This is a genomic window from Caulobacter sp. FG121, assembly GCF_057809815.1.
Genome location: NZ_JBMDKR010000003.1, coordinates 479,075 through 505,644 on the forward strand (window position 1 = coordinate 479,075; position 26,570 = coordinate 505,644).

Consider the following 26,570-nt stretch of genomic DNA (forward strand, 5'->3'; position numbering starts at 1 on the left):
CAGAACGCATCCAGTCGATCGGAAGCGTGCATGCGTCTCGTCCTTGTCATCGCCGTCCTGGCGGCCAGCGCCACAAGCGCCCACGCCGGTGATCGCTACGGGTCAACCGTGGCCGCGCGCGGCGCTGCCGCCGGCGCCGCCCCCTACGCAGGCCCGATGCTGACCTGGTCCGGCAAGGGGCCACCGCCCGTTCCGCAAACACCGCCGTCTACGGTCGCGGGACCTCCGACCATGCTGCCCGGCGGGCTCTACCGTCCGACCGCCGCGTCGCCGGCGCCGATGACCCGCGTTCCCGCCGTTCAGACGCCGATGGTCCAGGCGCCGATGCCCCGTCCGGGAGCCGCCTACGCCGGCGTCGCTCCGCCGGCCGCACCGCAAAGCCTCTACAGCCGCCCGGTCACGGGTGCGCCCGCGCCCGCGCCGGTCGCGGCCCTCGCGCCGCCGCCGGGCCCTGTTCCCGCTCTGGGCGGATTCTATGCGACGAACGCGCCGCGCTTCTATTCCGTGCACCGCGCCTACGGCGAGACGCCTGATCCAATCCCCATGCCGCCGCCGGGGGATCGCGCCGCATTCAGGCCCGAGGCCAGCCTCGCCGGGGCCGTCGCGCTCAGCGGCGTCGGCGACGGCGTCCTGAAGGACGATGCGGGCGACGATGACAGCATGGCCGGCGTCGGCGCCTCCGAGGAGGCCGACGAGGCCGCCCGCGCCGCCAAGCGCGAGGCTGAACGTACCGCCGCGCGCCGCGCCGCGGCCAGCCCGGGAGCCGGCAAGTGAGCGTCGATGTCGCGGCCGGAAGCCGCCTGCATGATCTGATCGCCCTGGCGCACGAGACCGACAGCGGTCGTCGTCGCGAGCTGTTGCGGGGCGTCACCGACCTGTTCTTCTCGGGCGAGCGTCACGGCGCGAACGAGATGGCCCTGTTCGATGAAGTGCTCGGCCAGCTGGCCGGCGAGATGGAAACGGCGGTCCGGGCGGAGCTGGCGCAGCGGATGGCGGGCGGCGCCGGCGCGCCGGCCGGGCTGATGCGATCCCTGGCTCGAGACGACATCGAGGTCGCCCGCCCGGTTCTGCAGCATTCCTGGGCGCTCAGCGACGAGGATCTGCTCCAGGTCGCCCGGACCCACGGCCAGGATCACCTGCGCGCGATCTCTCGACGTCATTCGGTGTCGGCCTCCGTCTCCGAGGCCATCGTCGAGCGCGGCGACGACCACACGCTGGGCGTCCTGCTGCGCAACGAAGGCGCCACCCTGTCGCGCCAGGCGCACGAGCAGGCCGTCGACCGGGCGACCGCCAATCCCGATCTTCACGAGGCGGTGGTCAATCGCCAGTCGTTGCCGATCGACCTGCTGAACGAGATGTATTTCGTCGTCGAGGCGCAGCTTCGCGACCGGATCCTGGCGCGCAACGCCGAAATCGATCCGGCCCAGCTTGACGCGGCGTTGAGCGCCGGCCGCAAGCGGGTCGCCCTGGGCGACGGCGCCCTGCCGGCGGACTATGCCGAGGCCGAAGCCGGTGTCCGTGCGATGAAGGCCAAGGGCGACATCAGTCCGCGCACCCTGGCGGCCATGCTGCGCAACCGGGAGACCACGCGGTTCCTGGTGGCGCTCGGCGTGCTGGCCGACATCGACTACCACACCGCCCGGCTGATCCTCGAGCGCAAGGAGCTCGACGCCCTGGCGATCGTCTGCAAGGCGGCGGACTTCGACCGCAGCCTGTTCCTGACCTTCACGGTGCTGATCCTGGATCGCGACGGCGACGCCATGGCCCGCGCCAAGGCCCACGGCGACCTCTACACCGCCCTGCCCAAGGACGCCGCGCTGCGGACGATCCGCTTCTGGCGGATGCGCCGGTCGACCGGGGACGTCGCGGCGGCCTGACTACTGGGGGAGTGACCAGACAAGCGGAACGCGGATGGTCCCGCCCTCGACGGACTTACCGTCAGCCGTCGTGGTCGTCATCTGGAAATAGGGCGCCAGCCGGACCGCTGCCGCGCCAAAGCCCATGCCCTCCGGGGTTTCCTCGACTGCGTTGCAGTCAGCGAGTCGTCCGTTGGCGAGAATGCGACAAACGATCGTCGCCCTGCCGGATAGCCCCTTGTTCATCGCAGCCCGCGGATAGAGTCCTGCCATGTCGTTGCCGGACGGACGGCGGATCCAGTGCGGAGACTGGATCACGTTCGCCGGGTCCGTCGGCGCGGTCAGCGTCCAGGTCAGCGGGATGCGCACCTTGCGTCCGGCGGTGGCCAGCCCTGCGCGGTCCGTGGGGCCCAGTCTGAAACGCGAAGCGACAGCAAGCGCCGCCTTGCCGTAGAGCTCGCCGGGCGTTTCTTCCAGCACCTGACAGAATTGCAGCAGGCCACGGCTGGAGACCTTGCATTCGATGACGGCGCGGCCCGACACGCGGGCGTCTTCCGGCCGATAGCGGGCCATGTCGTCGCCGTTGGGCAGCTTTAGCCAGACCGGTTGGGTTACGAAGCCGCCTCCAGCGGACGGAGGCGTCGAAGGCGCGGCCGCCGCTAGAAGCAACGCGAACACCAAGGCGAACATCGAAGAGCCCCCTACAACCGTAGAGAGTTTAGGCCGGGCCGCCTCGCGTGCGCAACCGCTCCAGGGCCTGGTGCGCCAGGTCCGTCAGGGACCGCATGCCTTCCTCGGCGAAGACGTCCATGGCCGTGGCCAGGGCGACTGACGCCGCGGCCAGGCCGCCGTCGTCGCGGCCCGTGATGTCGGCGCGGGTTTCGTAGAGACGGGCCAGATTCAGCTGCGCCACGGCCCAGGCAACCGGCTCGGCGCCGGGCTTGAGACGGCAGAGCTCGGTCTTCAGGGCGGCCACGGCGCAATCGAGCACCGCGAGATCCCCGGTCAGTTCGGCCTGACGGCCCAACGCCATCGCACGGCCGCTCGCCGCCTGGGCGCGCAGGGCCAGCACCGGCTGGTCCCTCAGCACCAGTTCTGCGCGGTCGAAGCAGGTCACCGCCTGTTCGAAGGCGCGGGGATTGTCGCTGGCTTCACCGAGCACGATCAGCGCCTGACCCAGACCTGTCTGGATTCGGGCCCAGTCGAGCGGGCTGTGATCCTTGGCCACCTGCTCCAGCGCCGAGGCCAGGGCATCGACGCCGTCGGCCGCGACGCCGACGTCGCCGGTCAGTTCCGCCAGAAGGCTCAGCGCCGCGCCTTCAGCGGCGCGGGTGCGGCTCCAGGTCAGGGGTTCAATGGCGACATCGAGGGTCGCCGAAGCCGCGCGGGCCTCGCGAACGCCGTGGTCGATCAGATCCCGGTCGTGACGCGACGCGCCGGCGAGGGCCAGCAGATCGGCCCGCGCCACGCGCTGCTCGACCGCCATCAGCCGGGCGGCGGGACTGGCCCGGCCCGCGGCGGTCAGCGCCGCCAGCGGCGCCTCGAAGGCGGCGGCGGGGGCATCGGAACGCTCGCCGCCGGTCAGGGCCGCGCGGCCGCGCAGGCCGGCCAGGGTCGCCCCGGCCAGCGCCGCGCCGACGCCGGACGCCGAAGCGGCTTCGCCCAGCACACGTTCGGCGGCGGCGACGAGGCCCTCATCGCCGAACAGGTCCGCGCCCAGCAGGGCGCAGAGACCCTGTTCGGCCTTGGCCCGGGCGACGCCCGAGGCCTTGTGTTGTTCCGTGAACAGTTTCGCCGCGGCTTCCGCGCTCGAGGCGGCCTTGCGCAAGGCCGTGGCGTCGCCCGACCGGCGGGCCACCTCGCGCCAGGCGACGGCGGCCTCGACCAGCCGTGTCCCGCGATCCTTCACGCCGATCCTGCCGGCCGCGACGTCAGCGCCGCGCGCCTCATTGATCAGCAGACGGAGATCGAGCAACTCCAGCAGGCTGGAATCGCCGCCGGTCAGGCCGTCGCGATAGACGCTGGCGACCGGCTCGCCCCCCAGGAAGCGGCGCAACTCACGACCGAACTCGAACATGCGGCGCCCGCTCCCCGGCGAAACCCGTCCCGACCCGGCACATCCGGTGGGCGGTCTTCAGGGAAGGAGCAAAGCGCGGTCCCAAGTCCTTAACAAGACGTAAATTTCTTCAGTATGGTTAACGCGGGACGTTAGGGGACATGTACCGGAGGTACGTGTCCCCCAATCAAGATTCAGCGGCGGTTGGATTAGGGGACACGTACCTGCGGTACATGTCCCCGTTAGCCCGCCTACCCCCGCTCCCGCGTTCGCAGGAACTGCAGGTCCGGGTACCGTTCGCCCACGTAGCTGATTTCCCAGGCCGACTTGCCGAGGAAGATGGGGGAATTGTCGATGTCCTCGGCCATGGCCGTGCGGTGGGTCGAGGCGAAGGTCTCGATGGCGGCGGCCGTGCCGTGCAGCCAGCGGGCCTCGGCGTAGGGCGCCGGCTCGAAGATCACATCCAGCTGGTATTCGTTCGACAGGCGGTCGGCCATGACCTCGAACTGCAGCTGGCCCACGGCGCCGACGATGAAGTCGGAGCCGAGGATCGGCCGGAACAGCTGGGTCACCCCCTCCTCGGCCAGACCTTCCAGCGCCTTCTTCAGATGCTTGGCCTTCAGCGGATCCTTGACCCGTACCCGCTGCAGGATTTCCGGAGCAAAGTTGGGCAGGCCGGCGAAGCGCAACGTGCCGCTCTCGGACAGGCTTTCACCAACCCTCAGAACGCCGTGGTTGGGAATGCCGATGACGTCGCCGGCGTAGGCCTCCTCGGCCAGCTCGCGGTCGGAGGCGAAGAACATGATCGGCGCATTGACGCTCATCTGCTTGCCGGGGGCCTCGCCGCGCACGCCCGTCGAATAGGTCTTCAGTTTCATGCCGCGGGTGAACTTGCCGCTGGTCAGCTTGAAGAACGCGATCCGGTCGCGGTGGTTGGGGTCCATGTTCGCCTGGACCTTGAACACGAAGCCGGTCACCTCGGGATCGCCCGGGACCACCTGGGTGTCGACGCCGGCCTTCTGGGCGGCGCGCGGGCGGGGCGGCGGCGCATAGGCGGCGAGCGTCGCCAGAAGTTCGTCGACCCCGAAGTGACGAAGGGCCGATCCGAAAATGACCGGCGTCATGTGGCCTTCGAGGAAGGCCTGGTGGTCGAAGGGCTTGGATGCCTCCTGGACCAGCATCGAGCCCTCTTCCAGCTCATCGCGCTCGTCCGGCAGCAGCAGCCCGTCAATGGCGTTGGACTTGAACGGCACGGGCGCGGGGTGGCCCTCGTCGCGGTTCTTGCTGAACGGAATCAGGGTCTGGGTCCGCAGGTCCATCATGCCCTTGAACCGTCCGCCCGAGCCGGCCGGCCAGTAGAGCGGGGCCGGATCCAGCGCCAGCTTGGAGGCGATCTCGTCCAGCAGGGCGAACGGGTCCTGGGCCTCGCGGTCCATCTTGTTGATGAAAGTGACGATCGGGATGTCGCGCAGGCGGCAGACCTCGAACAGCTTCAGGGTCTGGGGCTCGATGCCCTTGGCCGCGTCCAGCACCATAACGGCGGCGTCGGCGGCGGTCAGGGTGCGATAGGTGTCTTCCGAGAAGTCCTCGTGGCCCGGCGTGTCCAGCAGGTTGAACATCAGGCCGTCGTGGTCGAACGTCATCACCGAGGCGCTGACGGAGATGCCGCGCTCGCGCTCGATCTTCATCCAGTCGGACCGGGTGCGTCGGTTCTCGCCGCGGGCGCGCACGGCCCCGGCCGCCCGGATGGCCCCGCCGGCCAGCAGCAGGTTCTCGGTCAGGGTCGTCTTGCCGGCGTCAGGGTGACTGATGATGGCGAAGGTGCGCCGGCGCGCGGCTTCAAGGGCGGTGGCGTTGGACATGGCGGCGGGAGGTAGCGGGGTCGCCGGTGTTTGTCACGGGGTGGTTGACGCGGGTGAAGACCGGTCGACCTTGACCAGCAGCTCCCTGGCCTCCTTGGCGGCATCCCCCCCGTGCGGCGAATTGGCCAATGGCAGCAACAAGGCGCGCGCGCGCGGCCATTCGTGGCGAAGGATTGAGGCGTAGGCCGCCGCCAGGGTTATATCATCGGCCTGGGGCGCCAGCTCATTGGCGGCCAGCAGGGCTTCCATGTCATTGTCGCTTGGATAGCCCGCCTCGATCGTGCGGCTCCGCACGTAACCATAGAGGGCCTTGTAGGAGGCCGGGTCGGCCTTGTAGGTCCGCGCGAAGAGTTTGCCGGCCTCTCGAAACAAGGCGACCCGCTTCTCCACCTCGTCCTTCCCGGCGGCCAGACGGTTGTTCCCCAGAGCCAGCAAAACGTCCACGTCGGATGGATTCGTGGCGAGCAGCGCCCGAAGGGCCGGCTCGGCCGCGGCGGGGTCACCCGACCGGGTCTGGGCATTGGCCAGCAACAGCGTCCCCGCCCTGTCGCCGGGCCAGCGGGCTACGGCCTTGCGGATGGCTTCCATCAAGTCCTCGCTGACCTTGGACGTCTGCATCAATCTGAGCGAGAGGAGAAGTATGTCGTCAGCCGACGCCGGCATGGCCGTTACAGCAATCGCGGGGGTAGCGGACATCGGGTATCGGCCATAGGGCAGTCCGCCCCGCAGATAAGCGCGCATGGTGCGGTCCAGGGCCGGCAGCGGCATCCCGGCGGCCTTCACCATCGCTTCCTCTGAATCGCCGCCGGAACCTACAGCCTCCATATAGGCGACCATGCGCGGATATCGGTCCGCGTTGCCCATGAAGTAGTGGGTGAGCAGCCAGGCCTGGGCGTAGAAGAGCGCGGCCTCCTCGCCATCAGCCAACTCGAAAGGCCGCTTGGTCAGGAGGTCGGTAATCGGAACCCACGTCAACTGGACCAGGTTGGTCGTCCGTCCTTCGTCAAACCGACCGACTTCGATTCGGTTGTCGGCAACACGGGCCGTCCCGAAGTACTCGGCGTATCCCTCGATCAGCCATGCCGGATACGGATAGGGGAAGAACTGCAGCATGAAGTGGTGCGTGTATTCGTGCAGCAAGGTCGTGTCGTCATGGCGTTGCCGGATGGCGACGGTGAACACGCCGTCCTCGTCCGCGGTGTAGAAACCCGCGATACCCGTGGCCTTTGGCCAGACCTGCCGCAGACCGTCCACGCCATCGACCAGATAGACTTCCAGTTTGCGGGGCGGGACCCCATCGGCCGGAAGACCGTGAAACTTGCGGAGCAAGGTGTCGAAGGCCTCGAGCTTCACGGTCTGATCGCGCAAAGCCGCTTCGGAGCCGTCGCTGTAAACGATGAAGCGGGGGCTTTCGGCCCTCAGCCATTTGGCCTCGGCCGTCGCCGGCATGAGGAACAGCAGACCCAGGGCGGCGAACACGGCCGCGCCCCAACGGTTCGATCCCCGTATCGCACCCATGCCCCCACCCCTACGCCTCAACTCCAAGGCGTGACGTTAGACGGGGGACGCGAGAACCGTAAAGTAGGACTCGCGCCTTGCGCGAGCGCGCCCATTGCGACGGGTCGCGCCAATCAACTGTCGTCCGGATCGTCGTCCGCCGGCGGGGCGGCCGATTCAGCCTGTTGACCTGCCTGGGCCCGCCTGATCAGCTGCTGGGCAATTCCCGCGACCGAGCCGCCGTGAGGGTTGTTGGCAAGGGGCGACAGGAGCGCGATCGCCTGTGGAAACCGGCCGCGCTTCATCAGGGCCCGGGCGGCGGCCAGCCGGACAGGGGCCACCTGCGGCGCCAACTCCTGGGCCCGAAGCAGCACGGTCAGGGTGTTGTCCGTCGGGTAGTCGGCCGTCAGGGACCGTGACTGGGCGTAGTCGAACAGGACCTGATATCGGTTCGGGTCGACAGCGAACGCCTTGCCGAGCCACGGACCGGCCTCGGAATAGAGCGCCGCGCGATGAGCCCTGTCCGCGTTGCCGGCGAACAGTCGGCTCAACGCCATCAGCCAGAGGGCGTCGACGTCACGGGCGTCCGTCGCGATGCGGCGGGCCAGGATCGCTTCCCCCGCCGCGCGGTCGCCGAATGTGATTTCCGCTCTGGCGAGCGTGAGGTCGGCGAGACGATCCCCCGGATATCGCGCCGCGCGCTCACGGATCTGACCGAGGAACGCCGGGCGCTCGGCGGCCGGGACACCGCTCTTCAGACGCTGGCCCTCCAGCAGAAGATCGTCAGCTGAAGGCGGCAGGACGGTGACCAGCACATCCGTCGGCGGTCGCGCGGCCCGCTTGTAGCGGATGCCGGGCGTGGCCCGTAGGTACTTCTGCAACACCTTTTCGGCTGATGGCAGATCCATGCCAAGCGCGGTCTCGAGCGACTTCACCGGATCCTCGCCGCGGCCGATGGCCAGCAGATAGTCACCCAGCCTCGCCTTCCGCGCCGGGTCGCTGAGCATGTAGTGGGTCAGCAGCCAGGATTCCGCATAGTACATCCCGCCGGCAAGGTTGGGGCCCTTGGCGGGCCGGACGGGCGGGGTGACACTGCCCACCGTGCTCAGCGGCAGCCAGGGGTAGTTCGCCAGGTTCGCGGCGCGGCCTTTGGGCGCGACGCCGACCTCGATGAGCTCGTCCTCGATCCGGGTCGCGCCGAAATATTCCGCGTACCCCTCGACCAGCCAGGCCGGATAGGCGGCGGCGAAGTGCTGCATCATGAAATGGTGCGTGTATTCGTGGAACAGGAAGCGCTCGCCATCACCCGATCCGCGCTGACCGCGGATCGCCACGGCGTAGATGTCACCCAGATTGGCGCGATAGACCCCGGCGATACTTTCCGACGCCCCTGGCATCACGCGCGCAAGGTCGCGACTGCCGGCCACCAGGTAGATCTCCAGCTTGCGGGGCGGCGCCGCCGTCGGGTCGAGCCCGTGGGCCATTCTGAGCAGGCCGTCGAAATCCTCCAGCTCGGCCGCGAAGTGGCGAAGGTTCGACTCTGGCCCATCGCTGTAGAGGACGAAGTGGGCGGTCTCTCCACGCAGCCATTTTGCCTGGGCGGCCGTAGGTGCGAGCAACAGCCCGACCACCGCCGACATCGCCAGGATCCAGCGGTTCAAGTTTCCCATTGCCTGCTTCCCTGGACCAACGCCCTTCAACTCAGGCGCGTAGCCTAGGCGATCCGGCGACGGTCCGTAAAGGCTGGCGTCGGGGCCTGTCAGGCCGCGAGACGGCGCCAGACCTGCCGGTCGGCTTCGACCGTCGTCAGGGATCCGTGCTTTTGACGCTCGTGCAGGAGGCCCATGATCTCGATGCCGATCTGGCAATAGCGCGACTGGACCTGATCCGGTGGGCAGCCCCTGGCGGGGGCGACGAACAGCGCTGCATTGATCTCGGGCGTCTTCGCCACGATCAGGGCCGCCAGACGTTGCGCGCGCTCGATATCGTGGTGCGGCAGAAGCGGGTCTTCCGAGAACAGTTCCGCGCCCAGCTGGTCGATGTACTTGCGGCCGAGGCGTTCGAAGCGGCGCGCGATAACCGGCGGCGCGAGCTCAAGCGCGTCGAGATTCAGCACGACGTCGTTCATCAGGAAAAGCATGTGAAAGCACAGCCGGGGTACAGGGTGAAGACACCCCTGCTATGGACCGGGCAGGCTTTCAGTCCGGTGTAGAAAGGCGGTTAACGGGGCCGTTAACGCTGTTCGACAGGTTCAACGAGGAAGTGACGGCCCTGCCCGTCATCAATCTCGACGATCCAGATATCAGGATCGACGCGCACGGTCCGTTGGGCATAGGCGTCCAGCTCGGCCTCGTCCTGCGACGCCAGCGGCTGCATCCAGATCCGCTCGCCGTCGCCGCGTGTGGCTTCGCTGTAGAGTCGGGCGATACCCGCTCGCCGGTCCACCACCTTGACCAGCACGGCGCCGGCGCGTGGGTCGCCCTTGCGGATGACCATCGGGAACGCCCCGCCCTGCTCGGCGCGGCGAATGAGGGCGCCGACCCAGATGTCCGTGGAAAGAAGCAAAGACCCACCCGCTAACCGAACGGCAACACGCACCCTCCAGGATGTCGCGGCCTTGTGGAAGCATACGGGAAAAGACGAACCCATGACGAGCCCGAGCTCAACGGCCGCCCGCCGATGGCGGGGACTGATGCTGGCTGCGGTGGTTTGCGCCGCGCCGGCGGCGGCGCTCGCCCGCGGCGCGCTCGACCTGTTCTACGAGCGCTCGGTCATGGTGGCGGCGGACGACCGCTGCCATCTGTTCGACTCCGGCGTGGTCGCCGCGCTGGACGCCGCCCGACTCCAGGCGCGGGGCGCAGCGATGCGTGCAGGCGCGACCGAAGAGTCACTGCTGGGTGTCGCGGACCGGGCCCGTGCAAAGGCCGCGGCGGCGGACTGCCAGTCGCCCGACGTCGTCACCGCGGCGTCCCGGGTGAAGTCCGCCTTCCAGAGCTACTCCCGCATCGCGCGTCTGTCCTATCCCGGAGATACGGCAAGCTGGGACGCCAATCGCAACGTCTCCGTCGACGGACCTGTCTGGCGTCTGTCGCAGCCCAGCCGGTTCGGCTGGGACAGCATGGTGTTCGGTCTTGCCGGCAAGACCGGTCAGGGTGTGCTGCTGGCGTCCGCGAACTTCGCGGACGGCGCCTCTCCCTATGCCGTCCGCCTCGTGATGCGTGACGTGACACGGACCTCGGGGCCGTATCTCGATCGGCGGCTGGCCGGACCGGACGGTCGCATTCCGCTAGCCGGGCGCCTGCCGCCATCCGCCACGCGGGCCTTTTCCGCCGAAGCCCGCAGCCCGGCCTCGCGGCGGCTGGCTCCGGGGGGCGCGAAGTCCGCCATCCTGGTCCGCTTTCCCACCCAGGCGGTCGAGTCGCTCGCCGCCCTGGACACCCGCGAGGCTGTGGCGGTCGACTTCGTCTTCGCCGGACGCGATCGTGACGCGGTGCGCCGCGCCTATGTCGAGGTCGGGGATTTCGCCGCCGGACGAGCGTTCCTGAAAGTCGATGCGCGCTGACTACCGCAGGGGATTGAAGGCGATCACGTTGTCGCCGACCGGCTGCCGGGGAGCGCCGCGTTCGGGCTTTTCCAGCACGGGCAGACGGACCGTCACCGAGGTCCCCTCGCCGACCGTGCTTTCGATGACCATGTCGCCGCCGTGCAGCTCGGCGAACGATCGCACGAGCGACAGCCCCAGGCCTGTGCCCAACTGCCGCCGGGTGACATCGCCGACCTGTTCGTAGGGGCGGCCGATCCGTTCGAGATCATCCGCCGAAATGCCGACGCCGGTGTCGGCCACGATCAGTTCGAAATCGCCGTCGTAGCCATGGGCCGTCACCGTCACCGTGCCGCCGCGGGGCGTGAACTTCAGCGCGTTCGAGACGAGGTTCAGCACGATCTGCTTGATCGCCCGCCGGTCCGCATCGACATCCACGGAGGCCTGCGGCAGCACGCCCCGCAGATTGACGCCCGCGCCGTCAGCCTGGACCCGCAACAGGCGCAGGGCGGCGGACACCGCCTCCCGGGCGTCGAACGACTCCCGCGACAGCTGGAAACGCTCGGCCTCGATCTTGGACATGTCGAGCACGTCGTTGATCAGGTCCAGGAGGTGGCCTCCGGACTCGTGGATCAGCTCGCCGTACTCGCTGTACTTGTCGGGCAGAGGGCCGAACATCTTCGCCCGCATGATGTCCGAGAAGCCCATGATGGCGTTCAGCGGCGTGCGCAATTCATGGGACATGTTGGCAAGGAAGCGTGACTTGCCGGCCGCCAGGCTCTCGGCGTCCTGACGGGCCTGTTCAAGGGACGCCTGACGGTCGCGTTCCGCCGTCGCGTCCCGCATCACGGCCAGGATCAGGTTCTCCTCCACTCGGCGCAGGGTGACCGCCGTCCAGCGGTCCATCGCGCCGCCCGGGGTGAAGCCGACCTCGGCCCAGCCCTCTGCCGCGGCCTTGCGCAGGCCGTCGAGAATGGCCGTCCGGTCCGCCTCGCCCATGCCCGCGCCGCCGAGCCCCAGGGTCCGCAGCTTCTCGCGGGCCACGCCAGGCGGCGTACGGCCGAACATCGCCCGCACCCGGCCGTGCGGGAACAGGGACATCACCAAATGCGGCTGCTCCTCGAGCACGGCGCGCAGGCGTTCAACCTCGTCATCGAGACGGATTTCCCGTCGATTGACCTGACGCTCGATCATGATCAGTCCGGCGCCGAGCCCCAGACCTGTTGTCGTCAGCGCGAGCAGACCCATCCAGAAGGCGACCATGCCGGTCGGCGGCGCGGGTGCGAACCCGGCCAGAACCGCGATCGCCGACACCGCGCCGGCGACCAGCGCCAGCGAGGCGCTTTCGGCCAGCCGACGTCCGCCGCCCTGGGCCGCGGCCGCCGCGACCGGGGCCAGACACCAGGCCGCCAATGGCCCCCCCACGCCGCCTGCGAGGATACTGGCCAGCCCGCCGGCCGCCGCCCAGATGGCGAGCATGAAGCCCGGGTTCCGACCTGACTGATGACTGCGCGTCGCCAGCGCGATCCCCGCCGGCAGCCCGCCCATGAACAGGGCTGGCGCAACGGGCCACAGCGTGCCGGGATAGAAGATGGCCAAAGCGACAAGGGTCACGCCCACGGCAGACAGCCAGGCGATGGACCAGGCGCGGTTCCAACGCTCCAGGTCCGTCTGCGTCGCCGGAGCGACGTCGCCCTTCGGGGCTTCGTCGGACTCGCTATCGCCCACTGGCTTTCGTCCCCCCGCTCCATTCAGGAGCCTGACAGGGACAGTAGCCGTCCCGAGGCCTCGGCTCCATACCGCTCTCCCTGTGGGCGATGCGTTTCCGGGGAATGCTCGCCTTTTGACCTGTGGAGGAACAAAGAACGCATAGGTATTCGGGCTCAAACTGGGGATTCCGGCGGAAGCGCCGCCCGGCCGTGGCGACCTTGCCCGGGGCACGTCGGGGCCTTAAGTCCGGCGGCATGACCTCCCCTGCCGACGCCCTGAACGATCTCGCCGCCGAATTTGACCTGCTCGGCGACTGGGAGGAGCGCTATCGCTACGTCATCGAACTCGGCCGGGACCTCGCGCCGCTGAGCGATACCGAACGGTCCGAGGTCAACAAGGTCCGCGGTTGCGCCAGCCAGGTCTGGCTGGTCACCGAGCCCCTGCCGGACGGCCGGGTCCGGTTCCGGGGCGATTCCGACGCCCATATCGTTCGCGGTCTGATCGCGATCCTGCTGCGCTTGTTCGATGATCGAACCCCCGCCGAGATACTGGCCTTCGACGCCACGGCGGCGTTCGCGGCCCTCGGCCTCAGCGGAGCCCTGTCGACCCAGCGGGCCAACGGGCTGGCGTCCATGGTCGCCCGCATCCGGCGCGACGCCGAGGCCCTGGGTCAGCCCAGGCCGTAGTGCGCGACCAGCCGCCCGAGGGCCAGCTTGAGCACCGTCTTTCCCGACCGGCGCGGCAGGCCGAGCGACCGTTCCGCCGCCTCAAGCGCCGTGCCGGCGAAACAGACGCGCTCGAGGATTTCTCTCAACCCCGGCCCGACGTCGGTCAGCGCCCGGGCGATCCGCGCCTTGGCCGCGCGGGCGCGCTCGGCTGGATCGACGCCCGGACCGCGCCCTCCCCTGGCCTTTGGGCCGGCGTCCCACGCCATGGTCAGACGGCCGACCGTGCCGGCCTGTACGAAGTCATCGCGCAGTTTCTCGGCGGCCGCGATCTCAACGGGCGTCAGCCAGGCCTCGCCGCGAGAGTCCCGTCGCCGGGCCAGCCAGGCGATCGGGGACTCGCCCAGATTGACCGTCCTCATGGCTCGCCGACCGTCAGGGTCGGTGACAAGGCGGCTTCCTTCGACAATGCTCGGGCGCGCCGCCAGCGTTGGCCGCATCTCCGGCGCTCGCGAAAGCCGCCAGCCGCCCTCGACGCGCGTCTTGAGGCCCGGCTCGACGGTCAGCGCGATGAAGGTTGTCTCATCCAGCTCCAGCATCGCTCGCCGGCGCCGGTCGGCCGACAGTCGAACCGCGTAGACGCCGTCTCCAATCGCATCGAGCCAGGCGCCCGGCCTGGCCAGCACGCGCACTGCCCGTTCCACCGATCCGTCGCTCATGCCGCCGCCTCCCAGGGCGCCGGCGCATGGCGCACGCAGAGTTCGAGTTCCGCGATGCGCGCATCCATGCCCGGATCATCCCGCATATCCTCGACCGTGCGGACCGCCGTGCTGGCGGTGGTCCGGTCACGGCCGAAGGCCAATGCCGCCCGCCCCAGCGACCAGGACAACGCGACGTGCGCCAGGTAGATCGCCACCTGCCGCGCGCGCGTCGCCGCATGGTTTCTGCGCGTGGGGCCAGCGATCTCGCGCGCCGGCATGTCCGTGGCCAGGGCAACGAGACTTGTGATGAAGGCGGCATGCAGCCTGTCCCGCCGGAAGTCGGGCGGAAGGCCGTAGAGATCGGACGGGTCGTTTGCGGTCATTGCATCCTCAACACTGCGCCGCACCGACCGCTGTGAGGGGACAAGAGAGGCTGGAGTCGCCGGGATAGGGTGGGATACGCGGGGACACCGTGGGATGACCCCGTGAGCCACAAGGAAAAATTGGCCGGTCGCGATCCTCGACGATCGCGCGCCTCTGTCTAGAGTCGCCCGCGATTTAGACGGCCGGCGGACAGGACCGGCTAGAGTCGCCGACGATCGCGCGACGATCTCTCACGGGTCAATGAGGGCCGCCTAAACGCCTTATCAGTAACGGGTTGGGGACGATGGGCCCGACGCCGCCGCGGGCGCACCTAAAAATTTGGGCCGCGCACCGGCACGCCGAAGTGGGACCAGGCGGGGACCCACTTCCCGTGCGGGGTCCCACTTCCCGGAAAGGCTTAAACAATAAGGGGTTGTAGCAAGCATGGGCGGCGAGGCGCCTTCGGCCGCGCCGCAAAGAAGTGGGACCCCTGCCAGGCGCGGTCTATTGCGTCAGCGACCGCCTTCGAGTGGCTTCGTGGCGACCGCCCAGCCCCGCCGGTGCAGCGTTCGTTCGTTGACCACAATCGTGGTACAGCGACAGCCCCAACCTCGTGGTGGAAGGTGGTCATCCCACCATGGATCGGAAACCGGAAGGACTACGCCGTGAAGCGCGGCATGGGCCGGAAGCGTCCGCCTGTCTTCAACGGCTATGAAGCGCCGGTACTGAATGCCGCCTCCCGTCGCCTCGTCGCGTTGATGGCGATGCAGGGCCCGTGCTCGGCCAATTGCTGTCCGAACGAACAGGTGAGCGAGCGTCCCTTCTCGGCCTTCAGCCCAACCCTGATCACAGATTAGGAGTTGATCGGGCGCCGGCCAGCTCTCCGGCGGCGGAAGAAGGTCGATCAGAGCTGATGGTGGTCGCGGCGCTCCTGACAGCATGGCCGCTCGCCATGAAGGGTAGACCAGTTCGCGGTCGATGAAGTCTTCGGGAAGATCACTGCAGGTCGCATCGAATGCGGCAACCATCGCCCATTCCGGGCACCCAAAGCTGTCCTCGACTGCAGGCTCAATTGCGACCGGGACCGGAGGGTTGGTCGACTTCCTCAGCCAGCCGAACATGACTCGGCGACCTAGGTCAGTTTGGTCATAAACCAAACCACCGGCCAGGCCATGACGCCTGCCCAGATCAGCAGAATGGCGATCTTCCACCAGGTGAGACGCTGACCTACCACTTCGACTTTGATGGGCTCGCCCATGCTCATCTGCTCCTACAGCTCTGCGCCAGCCCACCGGGCCCGGCCGATGATGGCGAATTGGTCAAGCCTGTCGCCACCCAACAACTCCGCCTCATAACGCGGGTTCTCAGAGATGATCTCGATCCCGTCTATCACGCGTCTCAACCTTTTGATGCGCAGCTCGTCTCCTACGCGAAATGCAAAGACGGCCTCCCTCAGCCTGGTGTCCTTAAGATCGATCAGGACGCGCGCTCCATCCGGGATCAGAGGAGCCATCGAGTCGCCCTCCGCCTCCACGACCGTCAGGCCATCACCATCCGGCCGCCCGATACTTCGCAGCAGCTCCATGTCGAACGGCATGTGGCCAACTATTCGGGCGCCCTCGGCGAAACTGGCTGCCCCCGCCGCAAGGCGGACGTCCCGGATGGGAACGTCGACATAACCGCGAATCGCCCCGTTCGGCTCGCCGTCGCCTGTAGCGAGCCATTGAAGGCTGACGCCTAGCGCCCTGGCCAACCGCGCCGCCCGGAAAAGGCTCGGTTCAGCGCCCTGCAGATACTTGCTCAGGACGCTGGTCGAGACGTCCGCACGCTTTGCCACAACGGCCTGCGGAAGGCTCCCCAGGGCCGATTCCAAGCGATCCGCAAAAGCGGACGAATTGTCGCGATCAGCCCGCCCGGTCACCGTTGACGTTCCCCTGAAGAGCGACTAGCGTCCACTAAAGGGGATAATCGCCCCCTGACGGGATTCAGATGACCGACGCGCTGCACAAAGAGGACATCAAAGCCGAGCTGCGAAAGCAGTTTGGCAGCCTTCTGAAGTTCGAAAAGAAGGCGGGTCGCCCGTCTGGTTCGGTGAAGGATGTTCTGCGTGGTCGCGCGTCGGCCGAGACCGAAGAGGCCATCGCCGCTGCTTTGAAAGAGCCGTTGCATAGGCTGTTCCCGCGCCGCTACTCCGCCCCTGAAGGGGGCACCACATCCACTAAGGTGGATAGTAGCGCAAAGGCACGGACCTCGCACCGTCTATCGGCGGGGGCGCGCTAGACATGGCCTCGCCCGCTCTTTCCGTCGCCGCTTCCAGCACTGACCTCGCGGTCGTCGAGCAGGCGGTGATGCTGCCGATCGACATGATCGACGACAGCGACAGGCTGCGGCCTGTCGATCCAAACTGGGCCGCCGCGCTCGGCCGGATCATGACCGCCGACGGCCAGGACGATCCCATCTCGGTGTGCCGGCTGCCTGGTCGGAATGGCTGGAAGCTGATCACCGGCGGCCACCGCCTGGCCGGCGCCCGCGCCGAGGGCTGGACCGAAATCAAGGCCGTGGTGAAGTCGGCCGACGCGCTCGACCGGCGGCGGCGCGAGGTCTCCGAGAACCTCTGGCGCAAGGGCCTTGATCCGCTCGATCGAGCGGCCTTCGTCGCCGAGCTTCACCAGGTGTTGCGCGCTCGCGCCGGCATTGAGGCCGAGGTCGATGGCCGCGCAGTTTCCGCCCAGGTCCGCTGGCAAACCGCACTGAAGGCGGAAGCCCAGGATGCAACGGACATGATGTCCGTTGCATACGGGTTCGCCTCGGAGGTCGGCGACTCGATCGGCCTAACCGACCGCACTGTGCGGCGCGACCTCGAACTCTATCGCCGCCTCGCCCCCTCAGTCGCCACCCAGCTCCGCGCCCACCCGGTGGGCCGAAATGCCGCCCAGCTGCGGGCCCTGACCAAGCTGTCAGAGGCCGATCAGAAGCGGGCCTGCGACATGATTCTGCAGGGCCGGGTCAAGAGCGCCGGCGAAGCCGTCGCGCTGCTGGCCGGCAAGGTCCAGCCCTCGGCCGAAGCCAAGCGTCTGTCGGCCTTCGTCGGGGCGCTGCAGCGTATGGGCCGCGCCGAGCGGAAGGCGGCCCTCAAGACGATCCGCCCACTGCTCAGCAAGGACGACATCGCCGTCCTCACGGGGGCGGCCGATGCTTAGGTCCGTCGACTGGGTTCTGCAGCATTCGACCTCGATCTGGTGTGACGTGATCCGCGACCGGATCGCCGCCGGCGTCGGCCCTGAGCCGATGGCGAAGATCTTCCAAATCGACCTGGACACCTTCGCCACCGTCCGCTTCGACGGCGGCCGATCCGACCTGGTCCTTGCAGTCTGCCATTGCCCGGCAGGTGACGCATGAACAAGCGCCGCCCAGCCTTCGATGACGCCCAGCTGCAGCTTGGTCTGGGCGTGCCTGAGGCCGCCACCAGCGACGGCGCGCTGAGCGCCCTGGCCCGGGAGGCCGCCTCGGCCGTGGCCGAGATCCTGCGGCGCGACCCGCGCAATCGCTACGACGTCGCAGCCGGTATGAGCGCGCTGATCGACGACGAGGTCTCCAAGCTCATGCTGGACGCCTACGCCAGCGAAGCGCGCGACGGCCATCGCATCTCCTTCGACCGGATGCTGGTCCTGATCGCCGCCACTGGCCGCTACGACGTCCTGCGCGTCCTGCTCCGCCGGATCGGCTGCGACCTGCTGGTCGGCGAGGAAGTCTTCCTGGCCGAGATCGGCCACCTGGAGGCGCAGCGCCGCTCGATCGACTCGCGCCTGCGCGCCCTCAAGTCGGTCGCCGAACCCCGGACGGAGGGTCGCAAGAAATGACCACCGTGGGGGGGCGTCAGACCTGGTTTACCGCGGCCGAGCTGGCCGACCTTGCGCTGCCCGGGTTGCCCGGCGTGAAGCGCAAGATCAACGAGCTGGCCAAGGCCCGCCGCTGGGCCCTGCAGGTCGACGCCGCCGGCGGCGCTCTTGCCCGGCCGCGCGCCGGACAGCGCGGCGGCGGTCTCGAATATCACCACTCGGTCCTGCCTCCTGCGGCCGCGGCCGAGCTGATCCGCCGAGGGCTTGCCGTCCCGGCCAACGTCATCATCGCCAACCCCTCGGCCGCCGATCATCTCTGGTCCTGGTACGAGCGGCAGACGACCAAGGTGAAGGCCGAAGCCCAGGCGCGGCTGGTGGCTGTGGACGCGGTGCTGGCCCATGAGGCCGGCGGCTCCACCCGGTCGGCGGCCGTGGCCCTGACCGCCGCCACACGCGGCGTCAGTCCTGCGACGCTCTGGCTCTGGCTGGGCATGGTCAAGGGCGCTCCCGCCGAGCATCGCCTGCCCCGCCTCGCCCCCCGCCGTCAGGGTGGCGGAGCCTGTTCCGAGATCGATCCGACCGTCTGGCAGGTGTTCCTGTCGGACTACCTGCGGCCCAGCGCGCCGACCATGGCCAGCGTCTACGCTCGCACCCTCGAATACGCCCAGAAACAGGGCGTCGAGATCCCCCATTTGAAGACCTTCCAGCGCCGCCTGGAGCGCGACGTGGACGGCCGCCTGGTGATCGCCAAGCGGTCGGGCCAGGACGCCCTGCGCGCCACCATTCCGCATCAGCAACGCTCGGTCGCCGACCTTCGCGCCCTTGAGCTGGTCAACATCGACGGCCACCGCTGGGACGTCTTCGTTCGCTGGCCGGACGGCACGGTCGCGCGGCCGATGATGGTCGCCATCCAGGACGTGATGAGCCGCAAGTTCCTGGCCTGGCGCATCGCCGAGACGGAGTCGGCGGTGCTGACCCGCCTGGCGTTCGCCGACCTCTTCAAGCGCTGGGGCATCCCCGACGCCTGCCTCATGGACAACGGCCGGGCCTTCGCCAGCAAATGGATCACGGGCGGCAGCAAGAGCCGGTTCCGGTTCAAGATCAGGGCTGAAGAGCCCACCGGCCTGCTGACCTCGCTGGGCGTGAAGATCCACTGGGCCCTGCCCTTCAGAGGCTCCTCAAAGCCCATTGAACGGGGTTTCAGAGACTTCTGCGACGCCATCGCCAAGCACCCGGCTTTCGAGGGCGCCTACACTGGCAACCGGCCGGACGCGAAGCCCGAGAACTACGGCTCGCGGGCCATCGACCTGGACGTCTTCCGCCGTGTCGTCGACCAGGGGATCGCCGCCCACAACGCCAAGATGGGCCGCCGCACCGAGATGGCCCGCGGCGGCAGTTTCGACCAGGCCTTCGAGGCCTCCTATCGCCGCTCGACCATCCGTCACGCCGGGCCCGAGCAGCTGCGCCTCGCGCTCCTGGCCGCCGACCAGCTGACCGCCGACCGCAAGTCCGGCGAGATCGCGCTCTACGGCAACCGGTACTGGTCCGATGATCTCTACGCGGTGGCCGGCCAGAAGGTCACCGTCCGGTTCGACCCCGACGATCTGCAGTCCGAGATCCACGTCTACACGCTCGACGGCGCCTATCTGGCAACCGCGCCAGTGATCGCCGCCACCGGGTTCCTGGACGCCGGCGCGGCCAAGGTCCGCGCCCGCCAGGAGGCCGACGTCAAGAAGAAGGCCAAGGCCCTGGAGCAGGCCGAGAACCTGCTCACCGCCGCCCAGCTGGCGGCCATGTTGCCCGAGGCCGAGGAAGACGAGACCCCGCCCCAGCCGGCAGCCCTGCGCCCCGTGCGGACCAGCGGCGTCGCCGCGGCCGCCCGCCCGGCGGCCCAGCGCTCCGTGCTGATCGACACCTTCACCGACGCCATGGAGGCCGCCGCCTCCGCCCCCAAACGCCAGGCCTTCACCGTCCTCGACGGCGGCCTGGAATGAGAACGGCCGCGTGGGGCGGCAACCCCACGCGGCCGAGAAACCGGACCTGACGGTCCAGCCTGAACGGAGCTTGAGTCGCATGAACCTAGATCGGGGTCAAACCCACTTCACCCCTGACGAAATCGACGCCCTGCGCGAGCGGCTGCGACTGTTCAAGGAGGACAACGGCTACAGCTGGGGCCGCCTTGGCCAGCTGACCGGCGTCGCCTCCGGCACGCTTTCCGGCTGGGTCCCCGGAACCTACAACAACGGGAAGATCCACGAGACCCACGACATCGCGACCAAGGTCCACCGGTTCTTCATGAAGGAGGAGAGCCAGCGCGCCCTCGACCCGGTCGCGGCGATCGTTCCGCCCTTCCAGATGACCCGCACAGCCCGCCGCATCCACGGGATGCTGACCTTCGCCCAGCGCGGCAAGATGGTGGTGGCGGTCGGCGACCCGGGCATGGGAAAGACGGCCGCCCTGGATCAGTACCACGCCACCGGATCGAACGTCTGGAAGGCGACCATGTCGCCGTCCACGGCCTCGCTGAACGCCTGCCTCCTACAGCTGATGCGGTCGCTGGGCGCCAGCCGCCTGGGGGGCGCCAGCGAAGCGCTCTCGGTGATGATCCGGGAGAAGGTCGCCAACCGTCAGGGCCTGTTCCTGATCGACGAGGCGCAACACCTCTCTGAGCGCGCCCTGGAAGAGATCCGCGCGATCCACGATGACACAGGCGTCGGGATCGCCTTCGTGGGCAACCGCGAGGTGCTGACGCGGATCGAGGGCGCGGCGCGCACGGCGGCCTTCGCCCAGCTCTTCAGCAGGGTCTCGATCCGCCACATTTTCACCAAGCCCGAGCCGGCCGACATCGAGCTGCTGCTCAACGCCTGGGCGGTAACCGCCGCGGCCGAGCGCGAGTTCCTGACCAAGGTGGCGATGAAGGCCGGCGGCGGCGCCATCCGCAGCCTGACCCACACCCTGGAGCTGGCCACCCTGCTCGCTCAGCAGAGCGAAGAGGCCCGCGTCCTGGATCACATCGAGGGGGCCTGGCAGCAGCTCTCCTCCCGCCCGTTGGCGGCAGCGTGACGGCGGGATCATGGTTGACCTCTACCTCCCCAACCGCCTGCGCCGCGACATCAAGATGCTGCGCACCTTGGCCCTCGCCCAACGCCTCGACCAGGCGAGCTTTGACTTCCTGATCGACCGGCTGCTGACCACGACGGACGGCGTCCAGCGCGAGCTGGAATCGATCGAGGGCGAGCCCGAGTACTTCGCGGTCACCCGTGACGGCATCTCCGCCCTTGAGGCCGGCCCGACCGACACCGAGGCGCGGTCCTACGGCCGCCTGAAGTGCATCGACGGAGGGCTCACATGATCGCCCTCGCCCGCTGGCTGGTCGGCATCCCGGCGGCGATCGGCCGCTGGCTCGCCTTCCGCCAGCTGGTGACCTCCGGGCCCGCCCATCGGGAGTGCGAACGCAACCCCGACAGGGACCGCCAGCGCCAGGCCATCGCCGCCCGCCGGGCCTTCCTCGCCGACCTTTCCCCGAACCAGCGCGCCATCGCGCTCATGCCCCATGGAGACGACCGTTGACCAAGACGAAGACCAAGACCACCGCCGCCCCCGCCGCGCAGTCGCGCGATGAGGTCGAGCGCCTGATCGAGAAGATCGGAAACGACCAGCGCGAGCTGCAGCGCGTGGAGGCCGACCTGGGTGACACCCTGGCCAAGGTCAAGAAGGACGCCGAGGCCACAGCTCTTCCGCTGAAGACGGCCATCGCCGAGGCCCAGGACCTGGTCGCGCGTTGGTGCGAAGCGAACCGGCAGGATCTGACGCGGCAGGGCAAGACCAAGACGGTCGAGTTCACCACCGGCAAGGTCAGCTGGCGCCACCGCCCACCGGCCGTGACCCTGCGCGGCGTCGAGGACATCATCGACTTCCTGAAAAAGGCCAAGGGCGGCCTGAGCTACCTGCGCATCAAGGCCGAGGTGAACAAGGAGGCCCTGCTCGCCGCGCCCCAGTTCGCGGCCACCGTGCCCGGCGTGAAGATCGGCTCCGCCGGCGAGGACTTCATCGTCGAGCCCTTCGGCGGCGACCTGACGGAGGGCGTGTGATGAAGATCACCCACACCGAAGTCAGCCAGATCGCCACCGGCGGCGTGCTGTTCACCTTCTGCTCGCATGCCCTCTCCGAGTTCGAGCGGTCTCTGGTCGCCGAGGTCTGTGAGCGGTTCATCCAGGATGGGCCGGACATGCTGACCTCCGCCGAGGAGTGGTGCGCGTTCCGCGAGGCCGTGCGCGCCATGGCGACCATGGCGGTCCCGGGTTTCACCATCTCAGTGATGGCCGACCCCATGGACCCGCGCGGCGTGCGCGGCGTGTGCGCGGCTCAGCAAACGGGCTCCCAGCTATGAGCGGCCTGGCAGTCACCCCGTCTCGCCAGGTCAAGCTGGAAGAAGGCCCCCTGACGATCTCGCCGGTGGTTTTCGACGGCCACTGCGCCGGCGTCCTGATCAAGACGCCTGGCACCCAGACGCTGCTGACGGCCGACCAGGCCGACGCCTTCGCTGACCAGCTGCGCGCCGAGGCGGCCACCGCGCGCCTGGGCGCGGCCCCGGCAGGCGGTGCGGCATGAGGGCCGAACGGTTTGATTGGACGCTCGAAGGCCGCGTGGAGCTTCTGGAGAAGCTCTATCTGGAGGAGAAGCTGGCGGCCGGCCAGGTCGCCGCGCGCTTCTCCGAGACCTATGGCGTCGAGGTCGCCCGCACCACGATCAGCCGCAAGGTCTTCGCCCTGGGCTTGCCGAAGAAGCTGGACCCGGCGGTGCTGCTCGAACAGCGTCGGCACTTCCAGACCATGGCCATCGCGGCGCGCGAGGCGACCCATATCGCTGCTGGCGGGTTCCACTGGAATGAGCCGCGCCTGGCCCGCCTTCGGCTGCTGTACCTGAAGGGCTGGACGGCGCACATGATCGCCGCCGACCTGGGCGGCGGCTGCACCGACGTGATGGTCCGCAAGCGCCTCAGCAAGATCGGTCTGGCCGGCTCGCGGGACCTCGCCCTGAGCGCCGTCTATCGCAGCGAGGCGGCCCGCAAGGGCGGCGCGGTGACCAGCGCCAAGTTCGCCGCCATCCGGGAGGCTCGCCGGCGGGAGGGCTATGCCCCGCGCCCGGTTCGGACGCCCCGCGTCGAGCCCAGCAGGCATATCGATCCGGACATGCGCGCGATGATCGACGCGGCCATCGCGGCCGGCAAGGTCACCGTGCTGCCCAGCGGGCTCGCCGCCGGCCTGTCGGCCCTCGAACGCCAGTTCACCGCCGCCCGGCCGGGCCCGCAGGACTGGAAGACCGTCAACGCCCAGAACAAGCGCGGCGCGGCCTTCGCCCGCCGCCGGGCAGGTGCGTGATGGCGCGCCGTCGCAAATCGTCCGCCGCCGCCCAGGTGGTCTGGCTCAACTGGTCGAAGTCCCCGGAAGGGTTCGCGGATCTGTTCGACCTGGCGTCCGAGGACTGGAAAGCCCCAGACGCCGTGAAGGTCAATCGGGGCCAGCGGTACTGGACCTGGTCCGCACGGTTCTCGACGCCGGCCGGCGAACGCCCCCTGCTGGTCACCCGCACCCGTCGCGACGCCGCTGGCGATCTCGAAGTCGTCAGCCGCTCGGTGCGCTGGGCCTGGAAGATCGCCGGCGCGGATCTACGCGCCGCTCACACCGCAGACATTGAGGCCGCCCTGTGAACTACGCTCCGGATATCTCGCCGTTCGGCGGAACCAGTGGTGAGGCGGTAGCCCGCGATCAGGCCTACGTCGGCGCGGTCCTGCGGGCCAAGCCCGACGGCTTTGCCTGGACGACATCCAGCCCCCCCCCCCCCCTGCAGCGACCATGCCAACCTCGGCCGGTCTTCGCCCGGTGCGCACGCTAGTGCTGGCCCAGCTGACCCCGAATATCCCGGCAACCGAGGCGCCCAAATTCGCCCTGGTCGATCCGCAGGAGCTGCTCGTCGACGAGAGCTACCAGCGCGGGTTATCGAACCGGTCGATCAAGCTGATCCGACGGATGGTCGGCGGTTGGGACTGGCGGAAATACAAGCCGCCGGTGGTGGCGCGGACGGCCGCGGGCCTGGAAGTACTGGACGGCCAGCACACGGCGATCGGCGCGGCCAGTCATCCGCTCATCGACAAGATCCCGGTGATGATCGTGGTTGCTGATCACCAGGCCGAGCGCGCGGCCGCGTTCGTCGGCCACAACAAGGAGCGGCTGAACCTCACGCCGATGCAGATGCATGCGGCGGCCGCCGCCGCCGGCGACGTGGACGCCCAGGCGATCAACCGGGCCTGCGAAGAGGCTGGCGTGGTGGTGCTGAAGTCGCCTCGGTACGACGGCTTCCGCGCAGGCGAGACCATCGCCGTCGGCGCGATCGACGCCCTGGTGAAACGCCGCGATCATGACGCGGCGGTGCAGGTGCTGAAGATCCTCGTCGCGGCCGGCTGCGCGCCGGTCGCCGCCAACTGGATCAAGGCGGTCGATCTGCTGCTCCATGGATCTGAATACGCCGGGGTGCTGGACGGCGAGGATCTGACGACCCTGATCGCCAGCTCGGGCGGCGATCTGGAGAAGGAGGCGGCCCTCTTCGCCGGTGCCCATGGCGTGGTGACCTGGAAGGCGCTGGCCGTGGTCAGCTTCCGCAAATGCCGCAAGCGCCGCCGGCGGGGAGGCGAGGCATGAGCCCCGCGCTTCCCGACCGAACGCCCGCCGAGATGGCGCGGGTAGAGCGCCTTGCCAACGCCCTGTTGATCGTCCTGCACGATGAGTGGGATGACGAGCAGGAAGCGGATGGCCCGCTGCATCCCGCTGATTTTGTGGAGGCTGCACTCGCGGCCGTCGCGACCCTGGGCGCTCAGCACGTTTGCCCGGCCGCCGACCTGGAAAAGGCCGTCGCAGATCACAGCGAGCTGTTCACGGAAGCCTTCTCCATGGCGCTCTACGCCTCGATCCGCGGGCAGATGTCGTCATGACCGCCGCCGCTCTTTCCCGGCGCCCTGGCCGCAACCCCCGGCTGGCGAAAATCCACATCGCCCGCAAGGAGCTAGACCTGGATGACGGGACCTATCGCGCCATCCTGCAGCGCCTGACCGGCAAGACCAGCTCGGCCGACTGCACCGACGCCCAGCTCGACCGGGTGCTGGACGAGTTCAAGGCCAAGGGCTGGAAGCCGACTGTCGTCGCCGGCAGCGCCGTCAGCTCCCCTCGGCCGGCCAACCGCCGCCCGCGCCGCGCCGATCACCCAGCGGCTGGCAAGGCGCGCGCCCTGTGGATCTCGCTGCATCGCCTGGACGTGATCCGCGATCCCAGCGAGGCCGGTCTGGAGGCGTTCGCCCGCCGCCAGCTGAAGGTCGAGCGGCTCCAATGGGCTGACCAGGCGCTGGTCTACAAACTGATCGAGGCGCTGAAGGCCATGGCCACCAGGGCCGGCTGGTCGCAGGACGTCGCCGGCGTGCCGGCCGAGCAGCAGGGCGAGGTTCTCCGGGCTCGCCTGGAGGCGTTGTTGGCAACCCGGGTCGCGGAGGCGCGCGACCAGTGATGACCGCCGCCCGTCTGCCCTATCGCGACGACACGTTCGACGGCGAGGATCTCGCCGGCGCGGGCGCGGCCGTCATGGCGGCGGCGCGGGCGAAGGTGGCCGAGGCCGAGGAGGCCTGGCGCCAGGCGGTCTACTGGAACCGTAGGGCGACGCCATCCAACCGGGACATCCGTGGCCGGCATCTGCAGGCTTGCACCCGGGCGGCCCTGGAGGCGGCCGCCGCCCTTCGCCGGCTGGAGGCCGGACAGTGAACGCGCCCCCCCGTCTCAGCCCGATCTGGCTGCTGCCGATCGAGGCCGCGCGTAGCCTGGCCCCTGAGTCGATCGCCGAGCGCATGCGCTGGCTGGAGATGCAGGGCGTCACGTTCCGCCAGTCGGCGCTGATGATGGTCATCGGCCGCAGCTTCGTGGCCGAGATCCTGTTCGACCGGCCCTGCGAGCTGGGACATGTTTCCTTGCGGTTTCAGACCGGTGTGCCGGTTCGGGAGAACGGCTGATGGCCGCCCCTCGCGAGCCCTTCTACACCGACACCGGCGATGTCAGCCCGACGCTGGGAAGCCTGACCTCGCTGCTGGGCGACGAGGCGGTGCAGAAGCTCTCGGCCGCGTTCGGCGGCCGGCGGATCTATGTGCCCCTGCGCCTTGGCGAATCGCATCCGCTGGCCGTGGCGGCCGGCCTGGAGGCCGCCCAGCAGCTCGCCGCGCACTTCGCCGGCAGCACCCTGACCCTGCCCATCACGCCTGCCCGACGGCAGGAGGTTATCGATTTGGACGCCGCCGGATGGACGAAAGCCGCAATTGCGGCCAAGGTCCGCATGACCGAGCGGCGAGTCTACCAGATCCTCGAAGAGGAACGGGCCGGCGGCCCCTCGCTCCAGCCCAGCCTCTTCTGACCCGAACCTGCTGAAGTATTTCAGCAAAGAACGGG

36 protein-coding genes are annotated in these 26,570 nt (G+C 68.9%); 23 read left to right on the forward strand and 13 right to left on the reverse strand.

Going from position 1 to position 26,570, the window contains the following annotated elements; genetic code table 11:
• The first annotated feature begins 30 nt into the window (after positions 1 to 30).
• Together ACODSL_RS11275 and ACODSL_RS11280 are read left to right on the forward strand one after the other, a co-directional pair.
• On the forward strand, positions 31 to 774 hold the full coding sequence (locus ACODSL_RS11275) for a hypothetical protein (RefSeq protein ID WP_488900768.1): 744 nt from the start codon (positions 31 to 33) through the stop codon (positions 772 to 774).
• Entirely contained in the window at positions 771 to 1,877 is a 1,107-nt protein-coding gene (locus ACODSL_RS11280) for a DUF2336 domain-containing protein (RefSeq protein WP_488900769.1), read from the forward strand. Before ACODSL_RS11275 ends, ACODSL_RS11280 begins: the two co-directional genes overlap by 4 nt.
• Here the strand turns inward: ACODSL_RS11280 and ACODSL_RS11285 are convergent, their stop codons facing one another.
• The 7 genes from ACODSL_RS11285 to ACODSL_RS11315 all read right to left on the reverse strand — a co-directional run bounded on the left by ACODSL_RS11285 (position 1,878) and on the right by ACODSL_RS11315 (position 9,836).
• Complete coding sequence (locus ACODSL_RS11285; RefSeq protein WP_488900770.1) at positions 1,878 to 2,546, reverse strand: energy transducer TonB; 669 nt, start codon at positions 2,544 to 2,546, stop codon at positions 1,878 to 1,880. It lies immediately after the preceding gene.
• A gap of 28 nt (positions 2,547 to 2,574) precedes the next feature.
• Positions 2,575 to 3,933, reverse strand: coding sequence for a hypothetical protein (locus ACODSL_RS11290; RefSeq protein ID WP_488900771.1), 1,359 nt, complete (start codon positions 3,931 to 3,933; stop codon positions 2,575 to 2,577).
• A 230-nt stretch (positions 3,934 to 4,163) separates the two neighbouring features.
• Positions 4,164 to 5,774, reverse strand: a complete 1,611-nt coding sequence (locus tag ACODSL_RS11295) for a peptide chain release factor 3 (protein WP_488900772.1) — start codon at positions 5,772 to 5,774, stop codon at positions 4,164 to 4,166.
• A 33-nt stretch (positions 5,775 to 5,807) separates the two neighbouring features.
• Positions 5,808 to 7,292 carry a tetratricopeptide repeat protein gene (locus ACODSL_RS11300; RefSeq protein WP_488900773.1) on the reverse strand — a complete coding sequence of 495 codons (1,485 nt, stop codon included), beginning with the start codon at positions 7,290 to 7,292 and terminating at the stop codon, positions 5,808 to 5,810.
• 113 nt (positions 7,293 to 7,405) lie between these two features.
• Positions 7,406 to 8,941 (reverse strand): DUF1570 domain-containing protein, encoded by a 1,536-nt coding sequence (locus tag ACODSL_RS11305; protein WP_488900774.1) that lies wholly within the window; start codon positions 8,939 to 8,941, stop codon positions 7,406 to 7,408.
• Between the two features lie 89 nt (positions 8,942 to 9,030).
• Positions 9,031 to 9,411 (reverse strand): hypothetical protein, encoded by a 381-nt coding sequence (locus tag ACODSL_RS11310; RefSeq protein WP_488900775.1) that lies wholly within the window; start codon positions 9,409 to 9,411, stop codon positions 9,031 to 9,033.
• Positions 9,412 to 9,503: 92 nt separating this feature from the next.
• The gene (locus tag ACODSL_RS11315; protein ID WP_488900776.1) at positions 9,504 to 9,836 is read right to left on the reverse strand and encodes a DUF1491 family protein; all 333 of its coding nucleotides are present in this window, start codon (positions 9,834 to 9,836) and stop codon (positions 9,504 to 9,506) included.
• Between the two features lie 82 nt (positions 9,837 to 9,918).
• Between ACODSL_RS11315 and ACODSL_RS11320 the strand changes: the two genes are divergently transcribed.
• Positions 9,919 to 10,833: a hypothetical protein gene (locus ACODSL_RS11320; RefSeq protein ID WP_488900777.1), complete on the forward strand. Its 915-nt coding sequence runs from the start codon at positions 9,919 to 9,921 to the stop codon at positions 10,831 to 10,833.
• Here ACODSL_RS11320 and ACODSL_RS11325 read toward each other — a convergent pair whose 3' ends face one another.
• A complete protein-coding gene (locus ACODSL_RS11325) occupies positions 10,834 to 12,540 on the reverse strand; it encodes a sensor histidine kinase (RefSeq protein ID WP_488900778.1) in 1,707 nt (568 codons plus the stop codon). It lies immediately after the preceding gene.
• A gap of 236 nt (positions 12,541 to 12,776) precedes the next feature.
• On the opposite strand from ACODSL_RS11325, the gene ACODSL_RS11330 reads away from it, so the two are divergent.
• Positions 12,777 to 13,208, forward strand: a complete 432-nt coding sequence (locus ACODSL_RS11330; protein ID WP_488900779.1) for a SufE family protein — start codon at positions 12,777 to 12,779, stop codon at positions 13,206 to 13,208.
• On the opposite strand, the gene ACODSL_RS11335 is transcribed toward ACODSL_RS11330, so the two are convergent.
• The 5 genes from ACODSL_RS11335 to ACODSL_RS11355 all read right to left on the reverse strand — a co-directional run bounded on the left by ACODSL_RS11335 (position 13,193) and on the right by ACODSL_RS11355 (position 16,124).
• Complete coding sequence (locus tag ACODSL_RS11335) at positions 13,193 to 13,906, reverse strand: DUF6456 domain-containing protein (protein WP_488900780.1); 714 nt, start codon at positions 13,904 to 13,906, stop codon at positions 13,193 to 13,195. The two genes, ACODSL_RS11330 and ACODSL_RS11335, sit on opposite strands and share 16 nt — an antisense overlap.
• Positions 13,903 to 14,271 carry a helix-turn-helix domain-containing protein gene (locus ACODSL_RS11340; RefSeq protein WP_488900781.1) on the reverse strand — a complete coding sequence of 123 codons (369 nt, stop codon included), beginning with the start codon at positions 14,269 to 14,271 and terminating at the stop codon, positions 13,903 to 13,905. Before ACODSL_RS11340 ends, ACODSL_RS11335 begins: the two co-directional genes overlap by 4 nt.
• Before the next feature lie 492 nt (positions 14,272 to 14,763).
• Positions 14,764 to 15,372: a phage head morphogenesis protein gene (locus ACODSL_RS11345; protein WP_488900782.1), complete on the reverse strand. Its 609-nt coding sequence runs from the start codon at positions 15,370 to 15,372 to the stop codon at positions 14,764 to 14,766.
• An 11-nt stretch (positions 15,373 to 15,383) separates the two neighbouring features.
• Positions 15,384 to 15,509: a hypothetical protein gene (locus ACODSL_RS11350; RefSeq protein WP_488900783.1), complete on the reverse strand. Its 126-nt coding sequence runs from the start codon at positions 15,507 to 15,509 to the stop codon at positions 15,384 to 15,386.
• 12 nt (positions 15,510 to 15,521) lie between these two features.
• Complete coding sequence (locus ACODSL_RS11355) at positions 15,522 to 16,124, reverse strand: XRE family transcriptional regulator (RefSeq protein ID WP_488900784.1); 603 nt, start codon at positions 16,122 to 16,124, stop codon at positions 15,522 to 15,524.
• Between the two features lie 116 nt (positions 16,125 to 16,240).
• On the opposite strand from ACODSL_RS11355, the gene ACODSL_RS11360 reads away from it, so the two are divergent.
• The 19 genes from ACODSL_RS11360 to ACODSL_RS11450 all read left to right on the forward strand — a co-directional run bounded on the left by ACODSL_RS11360 (position 16,241) and on the right by ACODSL_RS11450 (position 26,535).
• The gene (locus tag ACODSL_RS11360) at positions 16,241 to 16,531 is read left to right on the forward strand and encodes a helix-turn-helix domain-containing protein (protein ID WP_488900785.1); all 291 of its coding nucleotides are present in this window, start codon (positions 16,241 to 16,243) and stop codon (positions 16,529 to 16,531) included.
• A 2-nt stretch (positions 16,532 to 16,533) separates the two neighbouring features.
• Positions 16,534 to 17,451, forward strand: coding sequence for a ParB/RepB/Spo0J family partition protein (locus ACODSL_RS11365; protein ID WP_488900786.1), 918 nt, complete (start codon positions 16,534 to 16,536; stop codon positions 17,449 to 17,451).
• Positions 17,444 to 17,650, forward strand: coding sequence for a hypothetical protein (locus ACODSL_RS11370; protein ID WP_488900787.1), 207 nt, complete (start codon positions 17,444 to 17,446; stop codon positions 17,648 to 17,650). The genes ACODSL_RS11365 and ACODSL_RS11370 overlap by 8 nt, the downstream gene beginning before the upstream one ends.
• Entirely contained in the window at positions 17,647 to 18,111 is a 465-nt protein-coding gene (locus ACODSL_RS11375; RefSeq protein WP_488900788.1) for a hypothetical protein, read from the forward strand. Before ACODSL_RS11370 ends, ACODSL_RS11375 begins: the two co-directional genes overlap by 4 nt.
• A complete protein-coding gene (locus ACODSL_RS11380) occupies positions 18,108 to 20,084 on the forward strand; it encodes a transposase domain-containing protein (protein ID WP_488900789.1) in 1,977 nt (658 codons plus the stop codon). The genes ACODSL_RS11375 and ACODSL_RS11380 overlap by 4 nt, the downstream gene beginning before the upstream one ends.
• A gap of 79 nt (positions 20,085 to 20,163) precedes the next feature.
• Positions 20,164 to 21,153, forward strand: coding sequence for an AAA family ATPase (locus ACODSL_RS11385; protein WP_488900790.1), 990 nt, complete (start codon positions 20,164 to 20,166; stop codon positions 21,151 to 21,153).
• Between the two features lie 10 nt (positions 21,154 to 21,163).
• On the forward strand, positions 21,164 to 21,442 hold the full coding sequence (locus tag ACODSL_RS11390) for a hypothetical protein (RefSeq protein ID WP_488900791.1): 279 nt from the start codon (positions 21,164 to 21,166) through the stop codon (positions 21,440 to 21,442).
• Positions 21,439 to 21,660 (forward strand): hypothetical protein, encoded by a 222-nt coding sequence (locus tag ACODSL_RS11395; protein ID WP_488900792.1) that lies wholly within the window; start codon positions 21,439 to 21,441, stop codon positions 21,658 to 21,660. Before ACODSL_RS11390 ends, ACODSL_RS11395 begins: the two co-directional genes overlap by 4 nt.
• Complete coding sequence (locus ACODSL_RS11400; RefSeq protein ID WP_488900793.1) at positions 21,657 to 22,181, forward strand: host-nuclease inhibitor Gam family protein; 525 nt, start codon at positions 21,657 to 21,659, stop codon at positions 22,179 to 22,181. The genes ACODSL_RS11395 and ACODSL_RS11400 overlap by 4 nt, the downstream gene beginning before the upstream one ends.
• Positions 22,181 to 22,480, forward strand: a complete 300-nt coding sequence (locus ACODSL_RS11405; RefSeq protein ID WP_488900794.1) for a hypothetical protein — start codon at positions 22,181 to 22,183, stop codon at positions 22,478 to 22,480. Before ACODSL_RS11400 ends, ACODSL_RS11405 begins: the two co-directional genes overlap by 1 nt.
• Positions 22,477 to 22,701: a hypothetical protein gene (locus tag ACODSL_RS11410; RefSeq protein WP_488900795.1), complete on the forward strand. Its 225-nt coding sequence runs from the start codon at positions 22,477 to 22,479 to the stop codon at positions 22,699 to 22,701. Before ACODSL_RS11405 ends, ACODSL_RS11410 begins: the two co-directional genes overlap by 4 nt.
• Complete coding sequence (locus ACODSL_RS11415) at positions 22,698 to 23,471, forward strand: hypothetical protein (RefSeq protein WP_488900796.1); 774 nt, start codon at positions 22,698 to 22,700, stop codon at positions 23,469 to 23,471. Before ACODSL_RS11410 ends, ACODSL_RS11415 begins: the two co-directional genes overlap by 4 nt.
• A complete protein-coding gene (locus tag ACODSL_RS11420) occupies positions 23,471 to 23,800 on the forward strand; it encodes a hypothetical protein (RefSeq protein WP_488900797.1) in 330 nt (109 codons plus the stop codon). The genes ACODSL_RS11415 and ACODSL_RS11420 overlap by 1 nt, the downstream gene beginning before the upstream one ends.
• Before the next feature lie 145 nt (positions 23,801 to 23,945).
• Positions 23,946 to 24,788 (forward strand): hypothetical protein, encoded by an 843-nt coding sequence (locus ACODSL_RS11425; RefSeq protein ID WP_488900798.1) that lies wholly within the window; start codon positions 23,946 to 23,948, stop codon positions 24,786 to 24,788.
• A complete protein-coding gene (locus tag ACODSL_RS11430) occupies positions 24,785 to 25,078 on the forward strand; it encodes a hypothetical protein (protein ID WP_488900799.1) in 294 nt (97 codons plus the stop codon). Before ACODSL_RS11425 ends, ACODSL_RS11430 begins: the two co-directional genes overlap by 4 nt.
• Complete coding sequence (locus ACODSL_RS11435; protein WP_488900800.1) at positions 25,075 to 25,644, forward strand: gp16 family protein; 570 nt, start codon at positions 25,075 to 25,077, stop codon at positions 25,642 to 25,644. Before ACODSL_RS11430 ends, ACODSL_RS11435 begins: the two co-directional genes overlap by 4 nt.
• On the forward strand, positions 25,644 to 25,895 hold the full coding sequence (locus ACODSL_RS11440) for a hypothetical protein (RefSeq protein WP_488900801.1): 252 nt from the start codon (positions 25,644 to 25,646) through the stop codon (positions 25,893 to 25,895). The genes ACODSL_RS11435 and ACODSL_RS11440 overlap by 1 nt, the downstream gene beginning before the upstream one ends.
• Positions 25,892 to 26,140 (forward strand): hypothetical protein, encoded by a 249-nt coding sequence (locus ACODSL_RS11445; RefSeq protein WP_488900802.1) that lies wholly within the window; start codon positions 25,892 to 25,894, stop codon positions 26,138 to 26,140. The genes ACODSL_RS11440 and ACODSL_RS11445 overlap by 4 nt, the downstream gene beginning before the upstream one ends.
• Positions 26,140 to 26,535 carry a hypothetical protein gene (locus ACODSL_RS11450; RefSeq protein ID WP_488900803.1) on the forward strand — a complete coding sequence of 132 codons (396 nt, stop codon included), beginning with the start codon at positions 26,140 to 26,142 and terminating at the stop codon, positions 26,533 to 26,535. Before ACODSL_RS11445 ends, ACODSL_RS11450 begins: the two co-directional genes overlap by 1 nt.
• The last annotated feature ends 35 nt before the right edge of the window (positions 26,536 to 26,570 follow it).